This window comes from Metabacillus sp. cB07, assembly GCF_016839225.1.
Classification (GTDB): domain Bacteria; phylum Bacillota; class Bacilli; order Bacillales; family Bacillaceae; genus Bacillus_P; species Bacillus_P indicus.
In genome coordinates this window covers 1,459,574-1,486,485 of sequence record NZ_CP069296.1, presented here as the reverse complement: position 1 = coordinate 1,486,485, position 26,912 = coordinate 1,459,574, and the positions used below count along the sequence as shown (strand labels likewise).

General features: G+C 43.7%; 30 protein-coding genes. 12 read left to right on the top strand and 18 right to left on the bottom strand.

Annotated features, from left to right (window positions below):
* Window positions 1–7: 7 nt before the first annotated feature.
* The 3 genes from JOJ89_RS07420 to htpX all read right to left on the bottom strand — a co-directional run bounded on the left by JOJ89_RS07420 (window position 8) and on the right by htpX (window position 4,562).
* Window positions 8–2,023 (bottom strand): penicillin-binding transpeptidase domain-containing protein, encoded by a 2,016-nt coding sequence (locus JOJ89_RS07420; protein ID WP_203290039.1) that lies wholly within the window; start codon window positions 2,021–2,023, stop codon window positions 8–10.
* Window positions 2,024–2,144: 121 nt separating this feature from the next.
* Complete coding sequence (locus JOJ89_RS07415; RefSeq protein WP_029281802.1) at window positions 2,145–3,491, bottom strand: TrkH family potassium uptake protein; 1,347 nt, start codon at window positions 3,489–3,491, stop codon at window positions 2,145–2,147.
* 192 nt (window positions 3,492–3,683) lie between these two features.
* Window positions 3,684–4,562: a protease HtpX gene (gene htpX / locus JOJ89_RS07410; protein WP_203290038.1), complete on the bottom strand. Its 879-nt coding sequence runs from the start codon at window positions 4,560–4,562 to the stop codon at window positions 3,684–3,686.
* A 167-nt stretch (window positions 4,563–4,729) separates the two neighbouring features.
* Between htpX and JOJ89_RS07405 the strand changes: the two genes are divergently transcribed.
* Window positions 4,730–5,404, top strand: a complete 675-nt coding sequence (locus JOJ89_RS07405) for a DUF1836 domain-containing protein (RefSeq protein ID WP_051865117.1) — start codon at window positions 4,730–4,732, stop codon at window positions 5,402–5,404.
* Window positions 5,405–5,523: 119 nt separating this feature from the next.
* Entirely contained in the window at window positions 5,524–5,730 is a 207-nt protein-coding gene (locus JOJ89_RS07400) for an alpha/beta-type small acid-soluble spore protein (protein ID WP_029281808.1), read from the top strand.
* 98 nt (window positions 5,731–5,828) lie between these two features.
* Here the strand turns inward: JOJ89_RS07400 and JOJ89_RS07395 are convergent, their stop codons facing one another.
* From JOJ89_RS07395 to JOJ89_RS07375, 5 genes are all read right to left on the bottom strand, one after another.
* On the bottom strand, window positions 5,829–6,509 hold the full coding sequence (locus tag JOJ89_RS07395; protein WP_203290037.1) for a hypothetical protein: 681 nt from the start codon (window positions 6,507–6,509) through the stop codon (window positions 5,829–5,831).
* Complete coding sequence (locus tag JOJ89_RS07390) at window positions 6,409–7,017, bottom strand: anti-sigma factor domain-containing protein (protein ID WP_203290036.1); 609 nt, start codon at window positions 7,015–7,017, stop codon at window positions 6,409–6,411. Before JOJ89_RS07390 ends, JOJ89_RS07395 begins: the two co-directional genes overlap by 101 nt.
* Window positions 7,014–7,760, bottom strand: coding sequence for an RNA polymerase sigma factor SigI (sigI, locus tag JOJ89_RS07385; RefSeq protein WP_203290035.1), 747 nt, complete (start codon window positions 7,758–7,760; stop codon window positions 7,014–7,016). The genes JOJ89_RS07390 and sigI overlap by 4 nt, the downstream gene beginning before the upstream one ends.
* 360 nt (window positions 7,761–8,120) lie before the next feature.
* Window positions 8,121–8,924, bottom strand: coding sequence for a TerC family protein (locus JOJ89_RS07380; RefSeq protein WP_203290034.1), 804 nt, complete (start codon window positions 8,922–8,924; stop codon window positions 8,121–8,123).
* A 129-nt stretch (window positions 8,925–9,053) separates the two neighbouring features.
* A complete protein-coding gene (locus tag JOJ89_RS07375; protein ID WP_029281816.1) occupies window positions 9,054–9,674 on the bottom strand; it encodes a DedA family protein in 621 nt (206 codons plus the stop codon).
* Window positions 9,675–9,864: 190 nt separating this feature from the next.
* Here JOJ89_RS07375 and JOJ89_RS07370 point away from each other — a divergent pair, with 190 nt between their 5' ends.
* The gene (locus JOJ89_RS07370; protein ID WP_029281819.1) at window positions 9,865–10,638 is read left to right on the top strand and encodes an undecaprenyl-diphosphate phosphatase; all 774 of its coding nucleotides are present in this window, start codon (window positions 9,865–9,867) and stop codon (window positions 10,636–10,638) included.
* Window positions 10,639–10,670: 32 nt separating this feature from the next.
* Here the strand turns inward: JOJ89_RS07370 and JOJ89_RS07365 are convergent, their stop codons facing one another.
* On the bottom strand, window positions 10,671–12,170 hold the full coding sequence (locus JOJ89_RS07365) for an aldehyde dehydrogenase family protein (RefSeq protein WP_203290033.1): 1,500 nt from the start codon (window positions 12,168–12,170) through the stop codon (window positions 10,671–10,673).
* A gap of 141 nt (window positions 12,171–12,311) precedes the next feature.
* Here JOJ89_RS07365 and ku point away from each other — a divergent pair, with 141 nt between their 5' ends.
* Window positions 12,312–13,169 (top strand): non-homologous end joining protein Ku, encoded by an 858-nt coding sequence (gene ku / locus JOJ89_RS07360; RefSeq protein ID WP_029281822.1) that lies wholly within the window; start codon window positions 12,312–12,314, stop codon window positions 13,167–13,169.
* Between the two features lie 19 nt (window positions 13,170–13,188).
* Here ku and JOJ89_RS07355 read toward each other — a convergent pair whose 3' ends face one another.
* Entirely contained in the window at window positions 13,189–13,719 is a 531-nt protein-coding gene (locus JOJ89_RS07355) for a D-glycero-alpha-D-manno-heptose-1,7-bisphosphate 7-phosphatase (protein WP_029281825.1), read from the bottom strand.
* Window positions 13,720–13,790: 71 nt separating this feature from the next.
* Between JOJ89_RS07355 and JOJ89_RS07350 the strand changes: the two genes are divergently transcribed.
* Window positions 13,791–15,638: a DNA ligase D gene (locus JOJ89_RS07350; RefSeq protein ID WP_203290032.1), complete on the top strand. Its 1,848-nt coding sequence runs from the start codon at window positions 13,791–13,793 to the stop codon at window positions 15,636–15,638.
* Window positions 15,639–15,731: 93 nt separating this feature from the next.
* Window positions 15,732–16,562: a hypothetical protein gene (locus JOJ89_RS07345; RefSeq protein ID WP_203290031.1), complete on the top strand. Its 831-nt coding sequence runs from the start codon at window positions 15,732–15,734 to the stop codon at window positions 16,560–16,562.
* Between the two features lie 28 nt (window positions 16,563–16,590).
* Here JOJ89_RS07345 and JOJ89_RS07340 read toward each other — a convergent pair whose 3' ends face one another.
* From JOJ89_RS07340 to JOJ89_RS07330, 3 genes are all read right to left on the bottom strand, one after another.
* Window positions 16,591–17,049: a MarR family winged helix-turn-helix transcriptional regulator gene (locus tag JOJ89_RS07340; protein WP_481825267.1), complete on the bottom strand. Its 459-nt coding sequence runs from the start codon at window positions 17,047–17,049 to the stop codon at window positions 16,591–16,593.
* 87 nt (window positions 17,050–17,136) lie between these two features.
* Entirely contained in the window at window positions 17,137–17,727 is a 591-nt protein-coding gene (gene mobA / locus JOJ89_RS07335; RefSeq protein ID WP_051827036.1) for a molybdenum cofactor guanylyltransferase, read from the bottom strand.
* Window positions 17,728–17,946: 219 nt separating this feature from the next.
* A complete protein-coding gene (locus JOJ89_RS07330) occupies window positions 17,947–18,138 on the bottom strand; it encodes a hypothetical protein (protein WP_029281836.1) in 192 nt (63 codons plus the stop codon).
* Between the two features lie 151 nt (window positions 18,139–18,289).
* Here JOJ89_RS07330 and JOJ89_RS07325 point away from each other — a divergent pair, with 151 nt between their 5' ends.
* The gene (locus tag JOJ89_RS07325) at window positions 18,290–18,550 is read left to right on the top strand and encodes a hypothetical protein (RefSeq protein WP_203290029.1); all 261 of its coding nucleotides are present in this window, start codon (window positions 18,290–18,292) and stop codon (window positions 18,548–18,550) included.
* Here the strand turns inward: JOJ89_RS07325 and JOJ89_RS07320 are convergent.
* Window positions 18,542–18,697 carry a hypothetical protein gene (locus JOJ89_RS07320; RefSeq protein ID WP_168713756.1) on the bottom strand — a complete coding sequence of 52 codons (156 nt, stop codon included), beginning with the start codon at window positions 18,695–18,697 and terminating at the stop codon, window positions 18,542–18,544. The genes JOJ89_RS07325 and JOJ89_RS07320 overlap by 9 nt on opposite strands.
* Before the next feature lie 191 nt (window positions 18,698–18,888).
* On the opposite strand from JOJ89_RS07320, the gene JOJ89_RS07315 reads away from it, so the two are divergent.
* Entirely contained in the window at window positions 18,889–19,218 is a 330-nt protein-coding gene (locus tag JOJ89_RS07315; protein WP_029281840.1) for a MerR family transcriptional regulator, read from the top strand.
* Between the two features lie 24 nt (window positions 19,219–19,242).
* Here JOJ89_RS07315 and JOJ89_RS07310 read toward each other — a convergent pair whose 3' ends face one another.
* From JOJ89_RS07310 to JOJ89_RS07300, 3 genes are all read right to left on the bottom strand, one after another.
* A complete protein-coding gene (locus JOJ89_RS07310; RefSeq protein ID WP_203290028.1) occupies window positions 19,243–20,961 on the bottom strand; it encodes a methyl-accepting chemotaxis protein in 1,719 nt (572 codons plus the stop codon).
* 936 nt (window positions 20,962–21,897) lie between these two features.
* The gene (locus JOJ89_RS07305) at window positions 21,898–22,053 is read right to left on the bottom strand and encodes a hypothetical protein (RefSeq protein WP_158001601.1); all 156 of its coding nucleotides are present in this window, start codon (window positions 22,051–22,053) and stop codon (window positions 21,898–21,900) included.
* Window positions 22,054–22,072: 19 nt separating this feature from the next.
* A complete protein-coding gene (locus JOJ89_RS07300) occupies window positions 22,073–23,326 on the bottom strand; it encodes a helix-turn-helix domain-containing protein (RefSeq protein ID WP_203290027.1) in 1,254 nt (417 codons plus the stop codon).
* 282 nt (window positions 23,327–23,608) lie between these two features.
* Between JOJ89_RS07300 and JOJ89_RS07295 the strand changes: the two genes are divergently transcribed.
* Window positions 23,609–24,736, top strand: a complete 1,128-nt coding sequence (locus JOJ89_RS07295) for a S8 family peptidase (protein ID WP_029565418.1) — start codon at window positions 23,609–23,611, stop codon at window positions 24,734–24,736.
* A gap of 40 nt (window positions 24,737–24,776) precedes the next feature.
* Here JOJ89_RS07295 and JOJ89_RS07290 read toward each other — a convergent pair whose 3' ends face one another.
* Window positions 24,777–25,190: an organic hydroperoxide resistance protein gene (locus JOJ89_RS07290; RefSeq protein WP_029281844.1), complete on the bottom strand. Its 414-nt coding sequence runs from the start codon at window positions 25,188–25,190 to the stop codon at window positions 24,777–24,779.
* A 117-nt stretch (window positions 25,191–25,307) separates the two neighbouring features.
* Here JOJ89_RS07290 and JOJ89_RS07285 point away from each other — a divergent pair, with 117 nt between their 5' ends.
* The 3 genes from JOJ89_RS07285 to JOJ89_RS07275 all read left to right on the top strand — a co-directional run bounded on the left by JOJ89_RS07285 (window position 25,308) and on the right by JOJ89_RS07275 (window position 26,875).
* Window positions 25,308–25,757, top strand: coding sequence for a MarR family winged helix-turn-helix transcriptional regulator (locus JOJ89_RS07285; RefSeq protein WP_029281845.1), 450 nt, complete (start codon window positions 25,308–25,310; stop codon window positions 25,755–25,757).
* A gap of 55 nt (window positions 25,758–25,812) precedes the next feature.
* Entirely contained in the window at window positions 25,813–25,971 is a 159-nt protein-coding gene (locus JOJ89_RS07280; protein ID WP_161781193.1) for an aspartyl-phosphate phosphatase Spo0E family protein, read from the top strand.
* A 229-nt stretch (window positions 25,972–26,200) separates the two neighbouring features.
* The gene (locus JOJ89_RS07275) at window positions 26,201–26,875 is read left to right on the top strand and encodes a hypothetical protein (protein ID WP_203290026.1); all 675 of its coding nucleotides are present in this window, start codon (window positions 26,201–26,203) and stop codon (window positions 26,873–26,875) included.
* Window positions 26,876–26,912: the final 37 nt, after the last annotated feature.

The window sequence follows — 26,912 nt, the reverse complement described above, 5'->3', positions numbered from 1 at the left end:
TTTTTGATTATTGCTTAAGATAGGCGGAAAACGCCTGTTTTACTTTTGGCACCACATAATGGCTTCCGCCTCTGTCTTTCACATCCTCAATCATCATCGCAATCAGCAGCTTTGGCTGATCCGTATTCACAGCCACAAACCAGCCGTTTTCCTGACCTATTTCACCTTTAGCCATCTTCAGTTCGGCTGTGCCGGTTTTTCCTGCGAGCTTCAGACCCGGCACGACAGGCTCATGGCCGGTACCGCTTGGATCATCCACGACGCTGATTAAGTGATTCAGGATTAAGGAGCTCTGTTCAGGCGTTAGAATGCCTTCCTTCCAAATCTCAGGAGCTGCATCATCCTTTTTCTCAAGATAAGGCATAATCATGCTGCCGTTATTGACAAAGGCCGTATAGGATGCAGCGATATGAACCGGACTCATCAAAACCTCGCCCTGCCCGTATCCTGAGTCAGCCAGCAGGACGTCCTTTGCAGCAAGATCAGACTCCGCGACTGATGAGTCCGCAGTCGGGAAGTCAAACTCAAATCGCTCCCCTAGCCCAAAAGCAGCTGCTCCGTCTTTAAAAGCATCTGCACCCATTTCCAGCGCTGCTTGTGCGAAGTAAATGTTGTCAGATGAGACAAGAGCCCTTTTTAGGTCAACCGCTGAATAGGCGTCTGTTACTCTTGTGACAGAGTAATTCCCCCACTCAGGCCCTTTCTTCCAGGTTAAACCCGTAATGGTTTTGACTTCAGCGGGATTCAGTGTCCCTGCTTTTAAACCCGCTGCAGCTGTAAGAGGCTTAAACACAGACCCCGGAGAGAATGTTTTATTGAATTTGGCGCTCAGCGGATTCCCTGTCTGTTCTGTAAGCGCCTGATAAGCTGCACCTGACATTCCAAAAACAAAGCTGTTCGGATTGTAGGCCGGGCTGCTGACAAGCGCAAGTGTTTCCCCTGTCAGCGGATGAACTGCTGCAGCCGTACCTGAATCACCTTTCAGCTGATTGTAAAGCACTGTCTGCAGAGCAGAGTCGATTGTTACAGTGATGTCCTTGCCGTCTTCGGCAGGCCGCTCTGCAATGGTTTCGTTTGAAGGATCTGTATAAATTCTGAATCCGGTTTGCCCCCGGAGATCGTCTTCGTAAACTTCTTCAAGCCCTGCTTTTCCAAGCTGCGATGTACTTGTATATCCTTTCCCTTTCAGCTCTTGGAGTTCCTCACCGGAAATATTGCCTATGTATCCGGTTAAATGGGCAGCATTCTCACCCAGCGGGTAGTACCTTGAGGATACATCCGCCTTTTGAAAACCGGGAAGGGATGTCACTTTTTTGAGCAGCTCAGTTTCTGAAGGGTCCACCTTTGCGACCGGCACGGACATATCAGGCTTAACCCAGCTTGCTGACAGCTTTTTATCTATGTCCTCAACTGTCAGATTCAAAAGCTTTGCCGCTGCTTCTTTTGCAGCTTCAGGATCGCTTCCGAGCTTTTCAGGAACTGCCTGGATCTCAGGAACGACGGCATTTATGGCCAGACCTTTACCGTTTTTATCCAAGATGCTTCCCCTTTCCGGCTTATCTTCCGAAATTCTGACCGCATCTCCTTCCTTCAGCTGCGGAAATATCATCGATGGATTCCACGAGATAAACCAGTTGTCTCCATCATCCGTCTCTTCCTTAACGAGTGACGCCTTATTATCGAATGCAACAGGTCCTGCCAGAGTATCCATTTTCAACGAAAACGGCAAAGAGGCTTCTTTCTCATCTTTTCTCTCTTCTGGCTCCTCCGGCTTCTCATAGCTGATGCTCAGATTTTCCGTCTCAATAGACTTATAAATCTGCTGATATCGCTCTGTAAATTCCTGCTTTGTTATGCTTTTTTTAGCATCTGAAGATAAATAATCATACATTCCGCTGAAATCCTGGTCATTCCACAGGCTGACGTATTTCTGAAACCGCTCTTCAGGCTGCGGTCCCTTTGAACATGCCGAAAGAATCACAAGCATTACTACCGAAAAAAGCACTGCCATCCATTTTTTCACGTTATCTTACCTCTCCCAAGACGTATTAGCTAAAGTATAGCATAGACAAGGGAGAATTTTCCTGAACGAAACTCTGTGAAACAGCAAAAGCAGACAGTCTCTCTGTCTGCTTCATCCTTTGTCACCCGATAATAACGCGCTCTTTCGGATAGTGGTAATTTGGTTTTGATGCTTTTGATCCGATAATGTAAATGAACGTAACAATGCCGATCCGTCCGATAAACATCAAGACCATTATGATGCATTTGCCGATCGTGCTCAGCTCTGCTGTAATTCCCATTGATAAGCCTGTCGTTCCGAATGCCGAACATACTTCAAAAAGAATTTCAATGAGCGTGAATTTTTCTGTAATTGAAAGAATAAACACGGACCCAAAACAAAGGACAAAGGCCATCAGCGTGACGACGAGTGATTTTTTCACATCATCCTCATGAAGTTCCCGTTTGAAGATCTTAATGGTTTTGTTTCCTTTGGCAAAGTGATAAAGGGCAAGCAAATTTAAAGCAAATGTCGTTGTCCTGATCCCTCCGCCTACTGAGCTTGGGGAAGCTCCGATAAACATCAGAGCGCACATGACGAGCAGCGTGGCTTCAGAAAACAGGCTGACATCCATCGTTGCAAGTCCCCCGCTTCGTGTGGCGGTTGACTGGAACAGGGAATAAAAAAAACTTTCGTGCCAGCTTTTCCCGCTGAAAAAAAACTGATACTCAAGCAGTGCGATCATAATCGTTCCGCCGATAACGAGCAAGGTATATGTGACAGTCGTCAGCTTTGTGAAAAGGGAAAACCTGTACTTGCCTTTTTTGCTGAAAAGAAAGGTCTTCACTTCAATCAGCACTGGAAATCCAATCGCTCCAAGCGTAATTAAAAGAATGATGACAAACTGAATAAAATAATCGTCCGCATATGGAATCATCGATGATCCCGTAATGTCGAAGCCTCCGTTTGTAGTTGCACTGACTGAATTAAAGAAACCGTGCAAATACGCTTCCTGCCAAGTGGGATAATAGTTTAAAAAGTAAGTTCCAAGAATCATGCCTCCGCAGAATTCAATGATCAAAATTAAAAACAGGACCTGCTTCATCAAGTTGACGATTCCGGAAAGGGCATACTGATTCTGATCAGCCATAATCAGTCTTCTTTCTCTAAGGCCAATTCGCTTGCCGACAATCAGCCAGACGAATGTTCCAAGCGTCATGACGCCAATCCCCCCGAACTGCAGCACAAACATCAGAATGAAAATGCCGGGTGTTGTCAGGGTATCTGCTACCGTTATGACGCTCAATCCTGTTACGCTTACAGCACTTACAGCTGTAAAAAGACCGTCCATAAACGTCCATTCTACTCCCGCCTGATGGGCTACAGGCAGGCTAAGCAAAGCAACCGAGACGGAGACCGCTATGGCATAATAAGCTACAATCAGCTGAAAAGGCGTTAATGATTGAAAAAAAGTTCTAGTTCGGTTCATGGATATCGTTCCTTAAAATTTAGGGTGAACTGCATGTTCTCTATCATAATGAAAACCTGGACGAATGAAAAGGGGTTCTCCAAAATTTATCTGTCGCGCCTATTTTCATTTTCAGCATGTGCAGACGAAAACATACTTTGGGTGAACAAACAAAAAAAGAGGAGACATCATCTCCTCAGATTCATACCCTCGTTATTTTGCTTCTAAACGGCGGATTCGCTCATCAAGGTCAGGATGAGTTGAAAAGAGGGCAAGCCCGCGTTTCCCGCTTATTTTCAATGACGCGACTGAAGATTGATCGCTGCTGATCCGCTGCGTGTATCCTTTCAGCATACGCAGAGCGTGCACCATTTTGTCCTTGCCTGCGAGATCGGCTCCTCCCTTGTCCGCGTAGAATTCTCTGTGGCGGGAGAAAGCAAAAACGACAAGGCTTCCAAGAATCGAAAACAGGATTTGGAACACTAAAACAGCAATAAAATGAACAATCGGCGCCATGTCCTCTCTTACAAACCTGGAAGCAATCCAAGCTGCAATTCTTGCCAGGAACACAACGAATGTGTTGACGATACCCTGCAGCAGAGTCATCGTCACCATATCGCCATTAGAGATATGGGCAACTTCATGGGCAAGAACACCCTCGACTGCAGCGTCATCCATTTCTTCAAGCAGACCTGTGGAAACGGCAACGAGAGAATTATTTTTAGACGGACCCGTTGCAAACGCATTGACCTCGCGGGACTGATAGATGCCCACTTCAGGCATTTTTCTGATGCCTGCAGCTCTTGCAAGTCTGTGAACGCGTTCTACAAGGTTTCGCTCATATGCAGATAAATTCTGATCCGGTTTCAGAACCTTTACGCCCATCATCATTTTAGCCATCCACTTTGACATGATCAAAGATATAAATGAGCCGGAGAAGCCGACAACGGCACTGAATACGAGCAGGCTGATGAGATCGATTCCACCTTCAGCCGTTACATAGGAGCCGACTCCAAGCAAAGATAAGACAATTCCTATTGTTGTCAGTACGAGAATATTGGTTAAAAGGAACAAAAAGATACGTTTTGCCATCTTGCACCCCCAAAGGTTTTGAGTTCATTTGAACTTATATTATAATTTATAGTATAAAGAATAAAGAGGAATAATCGCAAATACTAAGCACTTGGTAATGTTATGCAGCACGATCTGAAAATGGCTGTTTAAAGAACAGACACTTAAATGACAAAGAGGTGATGCGCATGAAAATACAGCTGAAACGCTCAGAAATGGCCAGACTGCTATTCACTCTGCAGGGTGAAACGGATGCAGCTCCGGCATCTATACTGAAAGAAATCGGGATCGACCCGTCTGATTTTCCTGATTTCATCAGAAGTTCCAAGCCTCTGCCAAGAGGACTTTCATCAAATGAAATTGTTTCACTTGCAAAACTGTGCGAACTGACTTCTTTAAAGTCCACATCGATTCAGAATTGGATAAAGAGGGATATGAAGGAACTGATCGGATCACCTGAACACGGCAAAAAATATTCAATCGAACAAGCAGCCATCCTCCTCATTGTGAGAGACCTGAAATCAGCATTTGATTTTGATACGATCAGGCATTTGCTGAAGCTGCTGTTTAATACATTATCAGACCGGAGCGATGATTTGATTTCACCATTGCGATACTATTCAGCTTACGGGACAATTCTTGAACGTATGGAATCGATCACGGTATTCTCGCTTTCTGAACATGAGCTCGAAAAGGATGTTCAGGATCAAATACAGGCGGCTCATGACCTTTTTCAGGATCTTCCGGAAGATGGCTGGAATCAGGTGAAGGATATTTTGACGATCACCGTGCTTTCCGTCATCACATCCTATCTTCAGAAGAGAACCCGTCTTTTTCTGCAGGAGCATTTTAAAGAAATGTAATTTACTCAATCTCTTCACCGCCTATCACAGGGCACAATTGCCAGTATAGATTGTCCGTTTGAAACAAGACTATAAACACAGCCATATGGCTGCAAACTTTTATGAAGGAGTTGAATATAATGGCACGCAGCAGCAATAAATTGCTTGTTCCAGGCATTGAACAGGCCCTGGATCAAATTAAATATGAAATTGCACAGGAATTTGGCGTTACGCTTGGTTCTGATACAGTTGCACGCTCTAACGGTTCTGTTGGAGGAGAAATCACGAAGCGCTTAGTCGCACAAGCACAGGCTGGTCTTGGCGGACAAGCTTCTAAAACTGAATAACATGGCAAAAACCGCAGGAAGCCTCCTGCGGTTTTCTTCTTTCTATCTATGTAGCAGGTGCCTATCCGGTCTGTTTTGCTTTCGCGGCACCCTATGTTTCAATCACGATCAGATCTTGACCCCTCATTATCATCATCGTCATTGTCGTCGTTGTCGTTCTCTTCATTTTCGTCGCGGTCATCATCCCGGTCACGATTGTAGCTGTTCCAGTATGAAGATCCATCGCGGCTGCCGGCGTCTCTGCTGTCATCATCTTCATCACGGGATTTCTCTTCATTCCGCTTTTTTTCTTTCTCTCTTTCTTTTCTCGCTTTATCTGCTTCTTTTCTTGATTGTTTTCCTTCAGCCTTTTCTTTTTCTGACTGATTCTCAATCTTCATGTCCGTTTCTTTTTCTTTAGGAGGTTTTGGAACAACAGGCTTTTTGTCGATTTCCTTGTCTTCGTCCTCTTTCAGGCCAGGCGCTTCTTTATCCTTTTTTGGCGCTTTAGGCGTATCTTTAACAGGAGGTGCCGTTTCAGGAGATTCCTTTTTGGCTGGTTCTGTCTCTTTCTCAGCCTTTTCCTCTTCATTGCGCTTTTCCGCTTCTTCTTTCTCTGCAGGATCAGCTTGTTCTGTTTTTTGAAGTCTTACATATTTACCAGTAGAAATCCCTTGTTCCACTGCTTTATTGCGTGTTTCAACATCTGTCTCTACCGCCTGAACATTCAGGCTTTGCTCCTTGTAGGACTCTTTCAGGCGCACAACATCTGCAAGCATTTTCTTTTTTTGTCTCTTCATGCTTGTCATCTGCTGTTACCGTCGTCACAAAAATCTCTTTATCGTCTGTTAAATAGCCGAGAGATTTGCTTTTGTCCACAATGGTTGAAAAGACATCTGATACACTGCGTTTATTCATGTCTTTCAGTTCGGCAAGCATAGCCTTCCCATCTTCATTCATGGGTTCAATCCTTATGACTTTAAGTTCTTCATTTAATTGAAGCTCAAAGCTTGGATTGATATCAATCGTCATATAAGCATATACTCTGTCCTCTTTCAAAACGGGCAGCACGGTAAAAAAAATAAGAATAAGAGCTGCAACTGCAAGTAACCCGTTTCGAATTCCGCGCAGATTAAAAATACTTACTGATTTTGATGCTCTTTCGCTTGTATCTGAAAGCTGAAAAAAAGTAATTTCCTCACCCAGCTCGTATGAACGTTTTTGTTTTGCTGCTTTCAAAAATTGTCCATCAGGGGTAAGCAATGTAACATAATCATCATTACGGTCAACGACGATCCCTTTTTTCATGATTGAAGCACCCCTCTTATATAGTCTTTCAGATAAACGTAATCCCCCGATAAAATAATTGTCATGGCAATAATATATTTTCTGTTTCTCTCTATTGTTTTGCGGCTGACAGATACAAGCGATTCAAGCTGTTTAACTGGAAGCTGTTTTTTCGCAAACAGAATCCGCTTCAGCTCATCGTGCTCAATCAGAACTTGAGCTACTTTTATTGCATTTTGCCTTGCATCCATATGTTTTGGAGAATTCTCCATCAGCTCTGAAAAAGAAAGGCCGAACTCCTGGAGCACTTTATGGAAATAAACGATCTCTTCCCTCCGCTGCTCCTGTTCAATGAGCTTTTGATGCTCTTCAACGGACAGCTCCGCTTCTATCTTGCTCTGCGAAGCTTCGCCTTCTTCGTGTTCCTGAAGATCAATATTTACTGTTTGTGCGTTTCTTGCTTCTTTCCGAATATAGTCAATGACTTTTCTCTTTATAATCAATTCGGCAAAAGCGAGCAGGGAACTTCCCTTTTCAGTTGAATATTTTTCAATGGCCTCATTAAAGGCAATTAAACCAATGCTGAATTCATCGTCTTTTTCATCAATATACCTTTTGCACACCGAAGAAACGGTTTTTGCCACGAAAGGTTTATACTGGTCAATTAATGTGTTCTGCAATTGTGTGTCGCCGCCCTGGATCTGCAGGACAGTTTCTTCTAAAGTTGGTTTCTTTTTGCCAAGTTTAAACAACAGGCTAAGCACCGGTTCTCACCTCAGTTCTCCCATATTACTTCGTATAATCATAGCTAATTTGCCCTGAGAGCGCAAAGGAAGAAATTTGGAATCGTGAGAGCCTTGAGGTAAAGATGAACCTTTCAGGCGTTGATGAAGCAACAGATGAAGAATTATTAAGGTTGTTCTCCTTTCTTTTTTCTTACTAAACAGCTACGAAGCGAGTTCGGAATTTGAGGGTGTAATATTAGTTTTTTTACAAAAAGGTTACAAATAAAGGTGGAAATCCAGGTTAAAAGTTGTTTAATTGTAAAAATTTTAATATAAAGCGTCTATTTTATCCACAAAATGTCATTTATCTTCAATAAAAAAACACCCCGTTAAGGGTGCTCAATCAAGTCGGTCTTCAGCTTTTTCTACCAGTTTCTCTTCTTCTGATTCCGGCCGGGCGCTTTCATCTTTGGATAAGAACCATCCGGCAACAGCGATTCCTGCAAGTACAATCCAGAAGATAAGCTTCCATGTTGCAGATTCAATGAAATGTTTATCGATGATGTTAATATCCGGGTGAGCGAGCGTGTACAAAGCAAGCTTCACTCCCACCCAGCCCACAATGACAAATGCAGCAGTCTCAAGACTCGGACGTTTTTGCAGCAGGGCGACAAAAAAGCTCGCTGCAAATCTCATGATAACCAGGCCAATGATGCCCCCGGCCAAAATGACGGCAAACTGTCCGCCATCCAGACCGCCAATTTCCGGCAGTCCCGTTGCAGGCAGTGTTACTGCAAGTGCGACTGCCGCAAGGATAGAATCAACCGCAAACGCAATGTCTGCAAGTTCCACTTTAAGGACCGTCATCCAAAAGCCTGATTCTTTTCTGTCCTTTTCACCATGCAAATCCTTTTTTAAAACGAATTTCTTCACTAAATGATTTATGGCAATAAACAGCAGATAAACAGCCCCTATTGCCTGTACCTGCCAGACATCCACCAAAAATGAAATTAAAAAAAGCGAGCCGAATCTCAGGACAAAAGCTCCTGCAAGTCCGTAAAACAGGGCTTTCTTCCTTTGATCATCAGGTAGGTGCTTAACCATCACGGCCATAACAAGAGCATTGTCTGCCGCAAGAATTCCCTCCAATGCAATTAAAACAAGCAATACCCACCCGTATTCAAGCAAAAGGGCAACATCCATTCAACATTCCTCCTATATCTGTATTTTCTCTATATACCCAATTTCCTTTCACTCTTATCAAAAAAACATCTTTTCCTAATGTTGGAAAAGATGTTTCAGGAAATCCATGTCGGGATGCAGCAAGTGTTTTTAGCTGATTTTCTTATCCTGAGAAATGGCTGATGGCTTGATGGCTTTTCTTGTGATGAATTTGTACAAAATAAACGCAGCTACGATGACTGCAGCGGCAGGAAGAAGGTAATCGTTCGCCATTCCGCCCACCTGCTCCCATTTATCCCCAAGCTTAAATCCGAGATAAACATACAGGAATGTGATCGGCAGCATAGCTGCAAAGGTATAGATGGAAAATACCCAGACGTTCATTTTTGCCATGCCGCATGGAATGGAGATCAGCGTTCGGACTCCTGGCAGAAACCTTGCTGTAAAAGCAACCATAGCCCCGTTTTTTTCGAAAAACAAATCCGCTTTAGCGAGACTTTCTTCATTGATAAACATGTATTTTCCATATTTGATGAGGAAGGGTCTTCCTCCATAGCGGCCAAGTGCATAAAGGGTAAGCGGACCGATAGTACCGCCGATCGTGCCGGCAAGCACAGTGCCCCACAGCAGCATATCTCCCTGATACACCCAGTATCCGGCGAGCGGCAGAACAATCTCGGCAGGCACAAATTCAAAACAAAGAGCAAAAAGCACCCCAAAATAGGAGAGGTCTTTAAAGTACTCAATAAAAGCAAGTATGTAATGTTCCATATTCAGTTCCAGACTCCTTTATTCAAGGCTTTGAATCCGTGCAGTCCTTTCCTTTTATCAGAAGCAGCCGCACAAATCAGCCTTTCAGTTCTACAAGCTATCATACTATACATACCATTAAAAAGGGACAACTTTACAATACTTTTATTTTGGCATTTTTATGAACGCTTATTTTACAGGGGTGATGAAAATGGACTGGATTCAGGCGTTTATTTTGGGCGTCATTCAGGGACTGACGGAATTTCTTCCCATCAGTTCAACTGGCCATCTTTACTTGGGCAGAATGCTGTTTGGCATGAAGGACGGCGGGATTTTTCTCGATACGATGCTTCATATCGGCACATTTATCGCCCTGATTGTCTTTTACAAAGATATTCTATGGAAGCTTTTGAAACAGCCATTCAGCAAATTAACTCTTCTGCTTGCTGTTGGAACCTTGCCTGCGGTTGCGGCAGGTGTTTTCATCAGCGATTTTTTTGACGGCATCAGCAAATCAGGGGCAACGATCGGATGGGAGTTTCTTATTACCGGAGCATTTTTATGGTTTGCTGATTCCATAAAAAAAGGAGCAAAGAAACTCGATGACCTCACCGTTTTTGATGCCTTTTTCATCGGTTCCTTTCAGGCCCTTGCCATCTTCCCTGCCATTTCAAGATCGGGAATGACGATCGTAGGGGCTCTTATGAGAGGAATTGACAAAGAAACAGCTGCTTATTTTTCGTTTCTTCTGTCAATCCCTGCTATTTTCGGAGCCATTCTTTTTCAAGTATCCGATTTGTTTTCAGGCGAGGCCGCGACTATTGGCTTCTTTCCTCTTTTCGTTGCAACGCTAAGTGCTGCACTGACAGGATATGTGGCTGTTAAGTGGATGATTCAATTTGTGAAGAATCATTCGTTGAGGGGCTTTGCGGTTTACGTATGGGTATTGGGAGCGGTTATTCTATTCATTCAGTTTAAGGGGTAACAGAAAAACAGCGGAGCCTTTTCCGCTGTTTTTTAGTGTTTGTTTTTCCTGCCGTAAAGCATCTTTAAAAGCGACTTTACTTTCGTGTACTTGTTTTTGTAAGGATACCACTGCATCTCTGTCTTTTTTCTGCCCCTGTCCACCATGACTGATTTCTCATGACAAAAGCGGCGGATTCCGTCCTTGCCGTGATACTTTCCGATTCCGCTCTGTTTCACTCCTCCGAAAGGGAGATGCTGGTTGGCTATGGACATCATCACATCATTAATAACGGCGTTACCAGTTTCAAGTCTTGAAGTAACACGCTTGGCTTTTTTAAGATCTTTGCTCCAGACGCTTGCATTCAGCCCGTAGACCGAATCATTGGCCAGAGCAATGGCTTCTTCTTCAGACTGAAACGGCATGACGGCTGCAACAGGCCCAAAGGTTTCATCCTGCATAATTTTCATGTGCTGCTTTACGTCTGCAAATACCATCGGCTTAATGAACAGGCCTTCTGACAGCTCCCAGTTTTCAGGAAGCGCCCCCGCAATGAGTCGTGCGCCACCCTCAACAGCATCTTCCACGTGGTCCTTTATCACTGAAAGCTGCGACGGATGTGTCATCGCGCCGATATCATCATCCTCACCCCGCCCCTGCTTCAGCTTGACTGTTTCGGATACGAGCAGATCAAGAAATGTTTCATACACAGCCTCCTGCACATAAATTCTCTCTGTACTCATGCAGACCTGCCCGCTGTTTGTGAAGGAACCCCATGCAGCAGCCTTCGCTGCTCTTTCAAGATTTGCATCTTCAAAAACGATGAAGGGGTCCTTCCCGCCAAGCTCCAGTGTAACGGGAATCAGGGTCTTTGCGGCTTCTTCCTGAATCTTCTTGCCTGCAGCAGCAGACCCTGTAAAAAAGATAAAATCCGGTTTAGCCTTAACCAGCGCCTGCCCCGTTTCCTTTCCACCATGAACAACCTGAATGACTCCATCCGGAAAACCTGCAAGCTGGACGGCTTTTTCAATAAACAATCCTGTTTCAGCGGTTATTTCCGAAGGCTTCAAAATAACGGTATTTCCTGCCGCCAGAGCATTTACGACAGGCACGAGTGCGAGCTGGAGGGGATAATTCCATGGCGAAATAATGAGAGCGGCTCCTCTTGGCATATATTCAATGTAGCTTTTTTTCCCTATAAAGTGGATCGGTGTTTTAACACGCCTCGCCTTCAAACTTTTTTCAGCATTTTTCTCAAGAAAGGACAATGTGTCAAGGACAGGCATTAAATCTGCTGTAACAGCTTCTATTTTTACTTTTCCGGTGTCGGCTGCGAGAACTTCAATGCATTCCTCCATATGGTCAATCAGTACGTGTTTGAGCTTTTTCAGATATGACAACCGTTCACCTGTACTCTTTTCTCTCCAGGAGGCAAACGCTCTTCTTGAAGAATTCATGATTTGGCTGATGCGGAAATCAGATGTCTGATCAACGGATCCTGCCACTGCCATTTCAGCCGAGTTTAATTTTGCCGCAGATTTACTGTGCTCCATGTCTTCCCCTCCTGTTCTTTTCTAGAAATATTCCCATTTAAAAAGATCATAAACAATAAACAGCTGAACGGAAGCTGCACATTATCACAGAAATTCTGGCAAACCTAATGATATATCATCAAGGAAAGCAGGAGATCTGATATGCACACCATTTGGAAAGGATCCATCAGTTTTGGACTGGTCAATATACCGGTTAAATTATATGCCGCTACTGAAGATAAAGATGTGAAACTGAGGAATTTGCACAGTAAATGCCATACACCCATTCAATATGAAAAGAAATGCCCGAACTGTGATGAAGCAGTCGGAAATGACGACATTGTAAAAGGCTACGAATACGTAAAAGGAAAATTTGTCATCCTTGAAGAAGACGAACTCAAGCAGCTCAAGCAGGAGCTTGAAGATAAAGCGGTTGAAATTATCGACTTTGTCAACCTTGATGAAATCGATCCGATCTACTTTAATCGCTCTTATTTTATAGGCCCCGGCGAAAATGGAGCAAAGGCATATTCCCTTCTTCGCGAAGCCCTGCTGAAATCGGGTAAGATCGGTGTTGCAGAAATGACCATCCGTTCCAAACAGCAGCTCGCCGTTTTGAGGGTATACCAGAATACGATTGTAATGGAAACCATTCATTACCCGGATGAAGTCCGAAAAGCATCAGACGTTCCAAGTGTCCCGGAGAAGACAGATCTGGGGGAAAAGGAACTTGATACAGCAATCATGCTCATTGACCAGCTGACAACCTCTTTCAATCCAGAATCTTATAAAGATGACTACCGGGAAGCACTCCTGAATCTGATCCAGAAAAAAGCCGGCAAGAATGAGGGCAAAACACCTGCAGATGCTCCGCGTGAAAATGTCGTTGACTTGATGAGCGCCCTTCAGGCAAGCATTGACAAATCCAAAGAAAAGCCGGCAGCAAAAGAACCAGCTGCAAAAACAAAGAAAAAACCGGAAGCCGGCAAAAAAACGAAAACAGCCAGAAAAAAAGCGTAAGGACAGTCCCGCTGAGCGATCAGCGGGATTCCTGCTGTCCCCCAATCCATTTCGCGGCATCAAGCAGAGAAGGAAAATTCATATCCGCGCCATGATCAGTTGAGCCGACCAGAATGGTTTTGGTTCCGGCTTTTTTTCCGGCCATTATATCCACATCCCTGTCACCGATCATGTAACTTTCTTCTATTGTAATGCCATGCCGTTCAGCAAGATCTGTAATCATGAGAGAACCGGGCTTTCTGCATTCGCAGCCGGCATGCGGGGAATGTGCACAATAGGCGACCTCTTCGATTTTCCCTCCCGCTTTTTCAATCTCTTCAACCATTTTACGGTGGATATCTTTAAGGACAGCCTCTTTCATATACCCAAGTCCAACTCCGCCCTGATTGGTGACGACAAACACTTTATAGCCTTTATCGCACAGAATCCGCACGCCCTCTGCAGCGCCGGCAAGCAGATAAAGCTGAGAGGGATTGTTCACAAAGCGGACCCTCTCTGTAAGCACTTCGTTTATCACACCATCACGGTCCAAAAATACGGCTTTCATCATTAGAACATCCTTTCATAAACAAATCGTTAATAAGAAATAGTAAGAGTAATAAAAAGCAAAGGAAGTCTGCTATGTATGTAAAACCAATGCTTCCATCTCTTTCTTTAAAGAAGCCTGAAGGAAGCCAATGGAGCTTTGAAATAAAATTTGACGGATTCAGAGCCCTTCTTTCCATCTCAGAATCAGCCATTTCCTTTACAAGCCGGAACGGAAAAGACCTTGCTCCTCTTTTTCCCGAAATCATAGAAGCTGTCCGTTCAAGCTTTTCCAAGTTTCAGCCGTTTATGCCTTGTACACTTGACGGGGAATTAACCGTTTTGCAAAGTGCGCACAAAGCATCATTTGAGAAGATTCAAAAGCGGGGCAGGCTGAAAAAGGAGGAGAATATCCAGCGTGCAGTACACACTGATCCATGTACGTTTTTGGTGTTTGATCTTATAGAGTGCGCCGGTGAAAAGACAGCTGCTTCCCCTTTAAAAATCAGAAAGGAGAAACTCTTATCTCTTTCTGAAGCATGCGGTTTTCCGCTCACCCCCGCACCCGGGGAAGTCCGCATACAATATGTCCCCTCTTTCTCAGACGGAGATGCCCTGTTTAAGAATGCGATACGCCATGACTCAGAAGGAATTGTGGCGAAAGATCTAACCAGCAGGTGGGAGCCGGGCATCCGGACAAAAAACTGGCTCAAAATAAAAAACTATAAATACGGCCTTGTATTTATTCTCGGATATGACAAGAAAAACGGATACTTTAAAACCGGCACATACGATCACGGCACGATTAAGGAAGCCGGTGTATTTTCCCACGGGCTTGAGGGGGAAAAAAGAGAATCCCTAGTGGAGATTCTCAGACAAAATAAAGAGACGGAAGATTCCCAATGGATTACGATTGCTCCAGCAATCTGTGTGGAACTTCAATTTCTCGGACTGTACAAAAATCAATTGCGTGAGCCTTCATTTCATACGTTCAGATTTGACCTTTCTCATGAACTCTGCACATGGTCACAGCTTAAAGTACATTCTGTTTCCGTTCATGAAGACATACAGCTTACTAACCCTGACAAGCCTCTTTGGAACAAACCGGTGAGGTCAAAGGAAGATTATCTTGCTTACTTGATTGATGTTTCTGAAAGCATGCTCCCTTTTCTTGAAGATAAACACTTGACTGTCATCCGCTATCCGCACGGTACTTCTGATGAAGCTTTTTATCAGAAAAACTGCCCTGACTACGCGCCGGATTTTATTAAAACATCATTACATGAAGGAATAGAGTACATTCTCTGCAACGACCACTCCACTTTATTGTGGCTCGGCAACCAGGGTGCCATCGAATTTCACGTTCCCTTTCAGACCCGAAAGTCCCATCAGCCAAATGAAATCGTATTTGACCTTGACCCGCCTTCAAGAAATGAATTTGGACTTGCTGTAAAAGCGGCTCTTGAAATGCACAAACTATTTGAATCATTCTCTCTTACGTCTTTTCCAAAGCTTTCAGGAGGAAAAGGCATCCAGATTCACATCCCCATAACGGAGGGGACATTTTCCTACGAGCAGACGAGAAGCTTTACAGAATTTATTGCTTCTTATCTTGTACAGGTATTCCCTGAAGCATTTACGATTGAACGACTGAAGAAAAACCGCGGAAACAGGCTGTATGTCGATTATATTCAGCATGCAGAAGGAAAGACCATCATCTCACCCTATTCTCTCAGGGGAAATCCTGCCGGAGCCTATGCAGCAGCACCGCTCTATTGGGAGGAAGTAAAGGACAGCCTTAATCCCGACTCCTATACAATGAACACTGTTGCCGATCGCCTGCAGGATCAGCCATGTCCATTTGCAGATTTTTTTACATCTCCGCAGGATAAAGTGATAACGCAAATCCTGCATTTCATCGAGGAGCAAAAATCAAAAGAATAACAGCGCCATGATCCCGAATTTATTAAGCCAAACATAATTCACCTGGAGAATGACAAAAATAAGTCATACTCTTATATAAATGAGGCCTGACCTATGCCGAATTTTTTTTGGTTCTTTCTCCTTCTCGCAGCAACCGCAGCGCTTGCTTATGCAGCTGCTCGAAAAGACCGTCTCATGCTCGTTCCTCTGTGGCTGTTAAATGCGGGGCTTGCGATTATTTTTGAAGTAGTCATCTTTGTTTTCTTTCATTCTTATACATATAAACCGGAAGTTTTCAGTGACCCTTTCTCAGACAGCTCATTTGGCTCTATTTTCAGCCAGCTCATGATTGTCCCGATGATTGGAGTCACAGCTGCATTTTACAGGCTCACCTTTCCGGTGATGCTGCTGATCAGTTTTGGCATGTCAGCTGTAGAATTGTTCTTTCTGCATTTGGGGATTTATGAGCATCACTGGTGGAAAGTTTACTATACAACTTTGCTGCTGCCTGTTGCCTTTCTCATTTCATCCTGGTGGTACAGGCTGCTGAAAAAGGACAATCAGCCCGCTGCCAAACTCGGCCTTTACTTTATGAATTTGAGCATATCCTTAACAATCACATGGGCAGCAACCGTTCCGCTTACCATGTATTTGTTTCAGCCGGGATGGTTTGAAAATCCCGTCCGTGATCATCTTGCAGCAAACTCGGTCTTTTTCAGCATTGCCTGCTTTTTTTACACACTGATCGTCCTAATCCGCCGCAGAGCCATTAAACTGCTGCTTTTTCTTATCCTTCTCATCACTCACTATTGCCTGCTGGAAAATGGATTAATTACTTATCACACCGGCTTCGCCTCGTTCACAGCGCTCCATCTGTTCTTTATCGCAGTGAGCTGCCTGATGTGGAAATGGACACAGGATGCTGTCAAACTTCACGCTGATTAAAAATAAAAAATCCCGGATTCGGGATTTTTTATCTGAAAAGCAAATGCTGACTGTGAACGCCTGCTTTTTTCAGCAAAGCCATCAGCTGCTGCTGTTCGTCGATGGACAGGCCGGAGAAAGCCCGGGCCATCCGCAATGTATGTACCGGATAGATCTCATCCAGGTAGGTTCTTCCTTTTTCAGTAAGATTGGCATAAACAGAACGCTTGTCTTTTGGATCCTGCTCCCTGTATATAAATTCATTCTTTTCCAGCTTATCAATCACATACGTAACATTCCCGCTGACAAGCAAAAGACGCGAGCCAATTTGCTGAAGCTTCTGCGGTCCTTTCGTATAAAGAAGTTCAAGCACTGAAAACTCTGTCGGGTTAAACCTGTGTTCCTTGCTGTCACGGATTGAATGTTCAGAAACACTCTTAAATGCTCTCGCAAACGTTTTAAAAAGATTCAGTGCAAGTTCAAGTTCTTCATTTGTATAAGACTTCATTCTCATCGCCCTCTTACCTTAACATTGTGAAGATATCTAAAAATTCAAAAAACCATATGGATTATTTTACTATGAAAACACTGTTTTTTAAAGGCTTCTTTCATGCTGGAACTTTGACTCATTCAGTAAGACGAGATCCTCTTTTTTATTGATATTTGCAAATTGGTCAGGCCGGTCAAAATGCGATTGATCGAGCATAAGCGGCTCTGCGGCATGCAGCAGTGACATCATTTTCAGTTCCCTGTCCTCAAGCTGTTTCTGCAGTACAGGAAGCAGCGAGCAATGGTACATCGCACAAAGCGGATGAACTTTTCCGTTTATAACAGGTACAACAGCTGAATGTCCAGCCGTTTTCAACCCCGTAAAGACAGAGAGAGTCTGCCGGTCAATAAGCGGCATGTCACAAGCAAGGACCAGGTACCATTCAGATTTTACTATTTTCATAGCCGAGTAAATTCCGGCAAGCGGTCCAAGTCCTTTAAAAGGAGGACAGTCTTCAAAACTTGTGATCCCGGGATCTTTCCATTTGCGCCCGGAGACTGCCGCAGTATCTGATACCGCTTTCAATTCCGTATATGAATGCGAGAGGAATGTGCCGTTTTTGTATGGTTCACATGCCTTGTCAGACTGAAAGCGCCGCGACATTCCGCCGGCCAGTACAATACCTGCAACTGTCATAAATGCCTCCGGTAACTTCTTTTTATCATCTTACCACAATTTCGTGTCCCGAGGCTATCTTCTCTTTTTCCCTCTGTTCCTGCACCGCGAGTTTTCCAGACAGCAAAAAAAGCCGGAGAACCTCTCGGCTTTTGGCGGGGATTTCATGAGGAAAGCTGATTAGAAGAATGGCATCAATTTTGCAAATTTCGCCCGCTCTGAAGAGCATAAACCCGTATTCTACGGCTGCACAGGTTTTTTATGGGTGAGTTTCATAAAAGGCACACTGCTGTAAAAATGCTGATATTCCTTTTTTAATTCAGACAGCGTCATGCTGCTAAGCACCTCTTGGTCGTATATGCCGAGCGAGTTCAATTTCCTGCTGTAAAAAACCCTTTGATCTTCAAGAGCTTTCCTGAACAATTTGCTCATTTTTCACTTCTCCTTTCAAACTGTCTAGTTATCACTTTACCCGCTGATTGTAAGTCCACGGTTAAGCCAGTGTAAAAGTTCAGCTGAATGTGTTAAAAAGCCGTAAACGGTCAAGACTAGTCTCAGGATCTTACATGGAGGAGGCTTGACGATGAAGCATATCCGCCCGATTGCTTATCGTACACGTGACGAACGGCATCAAATCTATTTTCTGAATACACTTGAACCGAAAAACGAACAGCTGTATATTGCTGAATTCAAATCCGGGATACTGCTGCTTTTATATGCCTATGAACACAGATATGACCGCTTCAGCGATGTAACTTCTATGTTTACAGAAGACTATCTTTTTGAGCTCAGTCATTTTTTAACGAATTTTCTTCCTTCCCGAATGGCCAGAAGATCAGGATGACTTTTTCAGGCATGAGTTTTGCATGTACCTCAGAAATTCATGCGCATCCTTTCCGATTTCATTCTGCAGATCCTCAAGCATTTCATCCCTCCTTACATCCAGTTCTACAATCATCCTGGCAATTTCAGCTGCCTTCTTCAAATCCATGGTGTCTCCTCCTTCAATCTGTTAATTCAAGTGTAATGAGAAAAGATTCATAAATCATCATTGTTGTTAAATAAACTCACAATGTTTTTCATAAACCTGACAATTCATGTTAGATTTTCTGACAAAAGTGCACTTCAACTCATTTCCATAAGGTATAATTGGAAAAAGAAATGAAAGTGCGGGGTGGAAAAATGGAACAGCAAGACCACTCATATAAAGATAAAAAAGTGATTTCAATCGGGATTGTAAGCGAGCTTACCGGGTTATCCCTGCGCCAGATCCGCTATTACGAGGAGAGGCATCTGATTTCTCCGCAGCGGACCTCAAGAGGCACACGAAAGTATTCTTTTTCGGATGTAGAACGATTAATGGACATTGCCAACAAACGAGAAGACGGCGTGCAGACGAATGAAATTCTGAAAGAAATGCGCAAGAAGGAAATGCGTTCTAACCCTGATTACCGCAAAAAAATGCTTGAAGGCCAGCTGAACGCACAGTTCCACTTCCGCAATAAAAAATGAGGCGCCGTGCGGCACCTCATTTTTTTATAGTTTAAACCGGTTTACAAGCTGTGTAAGTCTTGATGAGACGGCAGCCAGTGAATCAGCATGTCCTGATATCTCTTCCATGGACTGGCTTGACTGTTCTGCAGAAGCAGCAGTCTGCTCAATCCCTGCCGCAGCCTCCTCCGATACAGATGCAATGCTCGAAATGGAATCATTCATGACTTCGCTGCTTTTCATAATACGGTTTAAATCCTTTTGAATGGTCGTGATTCTTCCCGACATCTCTTCAATGTACTCTTTTATCTCGGAAAAACTTTCCCCTGTCTGACTGATGGATGCAGACCCTTTGACAATTTGCTTATATCCATCCTTCAGGTTTTCAGCCACCTCTTCCGTTTCTTTACGGACATTGCTGACTATCTTGTTAATATCAACAACCGAGCTTGATACCTGTTCAGCAAGTTTTCTGACCTCATCTGCGACAACCGCAAACCCTCTGCCGTGATCCCCCGCTCTGGCAGCTTCAATCGCTGCGTTTAGAGCAAGAAGATTTGTCTGATCTGCGATGCTCTGAATGACATCCACCAAAGTGGATATTTTCTCTGACTGCTCATCCAGATGCTCTACTTTTTCAACAGTTGTTTCCATGAGTCCATTAATGCGGTTCATCTGATTCACAGATTCATTCATAAGTTCATACCCCGCATACGAATGAGTGAGGACTTCAGCTGATGCCTTTGCAACAGCCTCCCCGCTCTGATTCGCTACGTAAATGGATTCCATCAGTTCACCCATCGTTTCAGAAAGATCCGAAGCGGAAGATGCCTGCGTTTCAGCTCCCGATGAAAGCTCCTGCATCGTTGACGCAATTTGTTCGCTTCCTGCTTTTAACTCTTTTGAAGAAGCCTGCAGCTGACCGCTTTGCGCTGAAACAACAACTGATGCTTCCGAAATGTCCCGGACAATTCCGCTCAGCTGCACATTCATTTCATTTACAGATGCAACAAGACTGCCGATTTCATCTTTCGAATCAAGGGACATAGGCTCATGATTCAGCTGCCCTTTTGAAATATCCTCCATCCTTTTGGCGATGGAATGAATTGGTTTCGTCAAGGCATTTGAAATCCGGACAGAAAGAAAAATACCCGCTCCGATAATTAGCAGTGACAAAACAATTCCAAGGATATTAATCAATCTTCCCTGACTGATGATGGCGTCACCATCTCTTACAATCGATTTTTCGCGCTCTGCAGCCAGGGCGTCAAAACCCTTTGTAAGCTCATCCGCAAGATTCTGAACATCGCCTCTCAACGTCTGATTGGCTGTCACTCTCATTCCGGAATCAAAGCTTTTAATCACATCTTCCTCAACCATCTTCTCCCACTCGGAACTCTTTTCCATAAGCTCTCTGCTTTTAGGATTCACACTTCGTTCAAGCAGGTTTTTCTGAAGAGATTTGCTTTCTTCCGTCAATTCATAATACTGATCTTTGTATTCATCTTTTCCATAAATGAAGTATGCCCTGATCAAAGAAACCCGCTGCGTGATTTTGTCCCTCAGCTTCCCTTCAGCAAGCAGCGACTGCATATCCTCCTGCACAATTTTCTTCGTCTGGCTGTTGACCATCGTGAAACCGGCAATCGTAAACCCAGCCATCAGCAGGCTGAGCACCATGATAATCGAAAAACTCCCCAGCAGCTTGCCCTTCAATGTGAGGTTTGACCTCTTCTTTACATTCCATAATTTTAACTTCTTCATTTCCAGACCTCCCTTTTAACCAAATCTGCCTAGTATGTATGTGTGCAAAAAGACTTATACACCATACATCGGCCATTTTGGCAGAATATTTAGCAAATCGGCAGGTCAAAAGAATGAATGGAGCAATTGATGGGGGAAAGTGTTGCTATTGACGGTTTAGAACACTTACTTGGTTCAATTGATGAGGGAAAGTGCTGCTATTGACGGTATAGAACACTTACTTGGTTCAATTGATGAGGGAAAGTGTTGCTACTAGCGGTTTAGAACACTTACTTGGTTCAATGGTTAAGGGAAAATGTTGCAATTGGCGGTATAGAACACTTACTTGGTTTGATTGATGAGGGAAAGTGTTGCTATTCACGGTATAGAACACTTACTTGGTTCAATTGATGAGGGAAAGTGTTGCTATTGACGGTATAGAACACTTACTTGGTTCAATTGATGAGGGAAAGTGTTGCTATTCACGGTATAGAACACTTACTTGGTTCAATTGATGAGGGAAAGTGTTGTTAGTAGAGAATGATCCACGCAGCACTCCAACGAATGCCCCCACAAACTAGGTTTCACTCCAGTTAAAAGTGGCACCACTACAGCGAATGACGCCACAAACTAGGATCCTTCTACCATAAAAGTGGCACCACTACATGGAATGACGCCACAAACTAGGATTCACTCCCGGTAAAAGTGGCACCACTACAGTGAATGATGCCACATACTAGGATCCTTCTACGATAAAAGTGGCACCACTACAGCGAATGACGCCACAAACTAAGACCCTTCTCCGATAAAAGCGGCAACACTAGTATAAAAACACACAAACACGAATCCATTCATAGACTTTAAACATAAAAAAACCAAACTAGCACCCTAGTTCGGTTTTTTTTGACTAAAAATAGTATCGAGCCAAACTCGCTGGTCACAGCCTATGTTTAAAGATTAAACAATTTTTGGATGATCCGGCTCCGAAACAATCTTCGGGTGATCAGGTTCAGAAACAATTTTCGGATGGTCCGGTTCTGAGAAAAGTCCAACTCCCGCTGCAAATGCCAGAGAGAATACGCCAGTGGTTAATCCAACTAATAGTTTCTTCATGAATCATTCTCCTCTTTTCCTAATTTGAATAAGCTCTTTTTAAAGCATGACATACGATTTGATAGTAGTGTGCCGCTGATTTATATTTGTGGCGCTCTTCGAAGTAAGAGGCCATGAGCTCCGAGTATTCGATAATATATTGCTGCTTTTCATGTTCAATAAAGTATGGAATTACCACTTCCAGCATAAAGAATTCAAATTCAGCTGAAAGGTTGCCTTTTAGCAGAGAATCATAGACTTTAAAATGATAAGCATATTCCTGATTAGGATTCTGCTTTAAAATGGTTTGGCCTTCAAGAATCCACTTTTCGGCCTCCTCTTTCTTGTCCAGCTGGTAATACGCGTAGAGAATGGAGAAAATTGTGCTTAACGCCTCATGTTTATTTTTGTACTTCAAGGCCTCGTTGTAATGAATAATTGCCTGCTCGTATTTTTTGGTGATAGAACTTAAATACCCCATGTTATGGCAGATCATGCCCAGTAAACTTTTATCATTCAGCTGTTCGGCTATTTTTCGGGCAAGCTGATAGCTTTCCTCTGACCTGCTGTACTCCTCACACCTCAAATAATTAATCCCAAGCAGGATCTGGCATTCAGCACACCTCATTAAATCATATCTTGACTGGTAGATATTTAATGCGAAGTGAGTATATTGAATGACCAGGGCTGCCTTTCGCAGCTGGCTGAGGGTAAGGGCGATTGAATAATAGAGATCCGCTTCTTCCCATTTTTCAAAGGGGAGATGCTTCGTTAAAAACCGTTCAGCTCCTTTAAGATGCATGAGGGCTGAGGAATATTTGCTCTGAAGGTAGTGATGAAGCCCGACGAATTTCTCGTAATAGTACGTCATTTTTTCTTCAAAGATATCTTTATAGAGGCTGATTTTCTCAAGCTTTGCTTCTGCTTCTGCAAAATCTCTTTCTGTGAGCAAGTATCTGAACTCAAAAAGAACAAAATACAGCATGGCTGTTGTGTCGCTTGTGGAATGGATTTTCTCCCGGAGCTCTTCGTATCTTTTTTTGAGAGTATCCTGCCTGCGGTGAACGATATCATGGTACCAGTCAAACAGGGACTTCATGAGCGGAATTTCTTCTTCTTCGATGAGGTTGATTGTAAGTCTGCTGCAGAGGAAATCCAACACCTCGATGCTTGCTGTGGTCTGGTTATTTTCAATTTTCGATAAGTATGAAGTGGAAATGATGCCTCTAGACAGTTCCTCCTGGGTCATATTCTGCTGTATGCGATAGAACCTTATCCGACTTCCGATTTCCATGGGCAGCACCTCATCTACTAATCTGTATATGTCATTCTCTCTTTATTATGACGATTCCTTGTCGTTTCGTATTGGGAAAATAGACTTAATTTTCCGAAATTAATCGAAAAAATACGACCTTATTTCCCAATATTAAAAGTTGTGAGGAAACACCCCTCTGCTTTTCTGCACTAAGCGGTGAAAAAAGGCTCATTTTTCCCAATACAAGACCTTCTATTAAAATGGTAGCATAATTAATAGAATAGTCAATCTATTCAGTTATTTATTCTAGGGGGGAATTTGATGAAAAAGAAAAAGATTTTCAGTCTGCTTCTTGCTGCTATTCTAGCTTTCACAATGGCATTTTCCATCCAGCCGGCAGGAGCGGAGACAGTAAAAAAAGATTACCTCATCGGGATGAAACCAACTGTTAAAGATTCTAAAATGAAGGCATCTATCATCTCCGGTTTCGGTGGCAAGGTCAAGCATCAATATAAATATATGAATGTTGTTCATGCCACCCTGCCGGATCAGGCAGCGGCAGCACTCGAGAAAAACCCGAACGTACTGTTTGTTGAAGAGGATTTCCAAGCAAAAGCCATTGGACAATCAGTGCCTTACGGAATCTCACAAATTAAAGCAGACGCTGTTCAGGCGTCAGGGGTGAAAGGAAGCGGTGTAAAAGTTGCCATTCTCGATTCCGGAATTGACGCTTCCCATGAAGATCTGAATGTTTCTGGCGGAGCAAGCTTTATCCCAAATGAGCCCGATCCATTTGTTGATGGAGACAGTCACGGGACTCATGTAGCAGGTACTGTGGCAGCATTAAATAATACAGTTGGAGTGCTTGGTACTGCACCGGACGTTTCTCTTTATGCTGTAAAGGTTCTTGATTCGACAGGTAGCGGCAGCTACAGTGGAATCGCACAGGGAATTGAGTGGGCTGTTGCTAATGGTATGGATGTTATTAACATGAGCCTCGGCGGCAGTCAGGATTCAACAGCTCTTAAACAGGCCGTAGACCTCGCTTACAGCAGAGGAGTAGTCGTTGTTGCTGCTGCAGGAAACAGCGGAGCAAAGGGCAAACGGAATACGATTGGCTATCCTGCCAAATACAGTTCTGCCATTGCTGTTGGAGCCGTTGATTCAGCAAATGCCAGAGCTTCATTTTCAAGTGTCGGCAGCGAACTTGAAGTGATGGCTCCGGGTGTAAATATTTTAAGTTCGGTTCCTGGAAATAAGTATGCATCATTTAATGGAACTTCAATGGCTTCGCCTCATGTAGCTGGTGCTGCAGCCCTTATTTTGTCAAAATATCCATCCATGTCTAATACAGAAGTCCGAAGCAGGCTGAAAAGCACTGCTCTGCCTTTGGGCGACCCATTTTATTATGGTGCGGGATTGATTAATGTCCAGGCCGCCATTCAATAAAGCAAAAGAGCTCACGTCCTGCGTGAGCTCTTTTCTATCTTTAAACAATTTTCAATTCCACTTCAATATTACCTTTGACCGCTTTTGAATACGGGCATACGCCGTGAGCTTTTTGAACAAGCTCCATCGCGCGTTCTTCTGAGACCTCTGGAATATGAACTTCAAGTACAACCGACAGTCCAAAGCCGGAGTCATCTTTGCCGATCGAAACGTGGGAAGTGACTTTTGTCTGGCCAATTTTCTCACGCTCAGTACGGGCAACCAGGTTCAGCGCACTGTCAAAACATGCTGCATACCCTGCGGCAAACAGCTGTTCCGGGTTCGTTCCTTCTCCGCCGCGTCCTCCCAGCGCTTTCGGCATCTCAATTGCAAGATCCAGGAAATTGTCAGAGGTCTGCACCCGTCCTTCCCTGCCGCCAATGGCTGATGCTGTTGCAGTGTATAGCTTTTGCATGTGAATCTCTCCTTTGATTTTGTATAATTTAATTGTGCACAATTTATTTTTGCAAAACTAATATAACAAGGGTATACTGTTCTTGTCAAATATGAAATGTCAGGAGAATCATTCATCATGGCATCAGAAAACTCTCTCAGCCTGGAGCAGCAGCTTTGCTTTTCCATCTATGCCTGTTCAAGAGAAATGACAAAACTGTACAGACCTATCCTGCAGGAACTGGGGCTGACCTATCCTCAATACCTTGTCATGCTCGTTCTCTGGGAACAGGAAGAAATCAGTGTAAAAGCACTTGGAAAGGAACTGTTCCTTGACTCCGGCACTCTTACACCGCTGCTGAAAAGACTGGAAGAAGCCGGTTTTGTTCAGCGCAACCGCTCAAAAAAAGATGAACGCAAAGTAAATATCTGTTTGACAGAGCGCGGCAGAAAACTTCAAACAGAAGCATACCGCGTTCCAGAATATATGCTTTCAGCGAGCGGACTCAATCAGGAAGATTTTGAACGATTAAACCTTGAGTTCAGAAATTTACTGAAAAAGCTGACGTCTATCAATACAAATGTTTAAAAAAGGAAAAAATGGACGATATATAGATTAATAACGCATGCAGAGGAGCGGTGGTATGTTGAACCGAATGGACATGTTAATCGAAAAATATCGGAAGAAAATGGTAGAGAGCGCTAAACGTGAAGGGCTGAGTTCCGCTTCCACAGTCAGGGCAAGCCAGCAGCTGGACCGCCTCTTAAACATTGGCAGCAGAATCCAGGATGCTTCTAATTGAAATCATATATAAAGCCGGGTGAAACCAATCAGGTATCACCCGGCTTTTTTCTGTTCATTTGCTGGATTCGGCAAGAATATATAATATTGGAATATTTTTGAAGTTTTACATGAACTTAAAAGGAAACTTATGTCATAATAGAGGATGGACTTCCAGCTTTACCGGCTTCAGTCCTAAGTAGTTAATAGTTGCGGCCGGAACTTGTAAATGGAAAGGAGACATTTTACGAATGCAAAAAACGGCGATGCTTTTTTTATTTCTCGGACTGCTGGTGCTGCTTGGAGGGTGCACTGAAAACATAGCCAAAGAACCTGCCTCTACAAAAAACAGCTCATCTTCAGGTTCAGGTGCGAACATTGATGATGACGCGGAAGCGGTTATAGATGAACCTATAAATGAGAAGAAGGAATCTGCTCCTAAAGAAGCAGATTCCTCCTCTGTAAAAAGCGGCGATCCAAAAGACATTGAAAAGAGCGGGGCTGATGATGACAGCTCCAGGCAGACAGACTCACTGAACAGCTACTCCACCGAAGAAATTGAATACGCAAGAGTGTGGGCTCAGCTTGGTCCGAATCAGGAGATTGATGAGCTCAATATCAGGCATATTCCCCCGGGAGAACCTGTCAATCCCAATATAGACAACAGTGCAGTCTATCCGGAAGGCGTCATTCAGTTATCCGGCTCCCGTTTAGTTGATGGATCGGTTACTTACAGAGGAAATGGCGACGGAACCATTCATGTGTATGCGACCCCGATGCGCTGGGAAGCTCCCCCTCCCGGTACTGATGAAAAAGAACTTCAAAAAGATACAGAAGATATCCTGAACAACACAAAGCTCGTTTCTATTGAACCAAGGGATGGTCAGGAGATTATCAGCTTGATTGAAAAGTTAGTGTTCCGCTGATATCCATATAAAAAACCAGGCTCAAAATCTGAGCCTG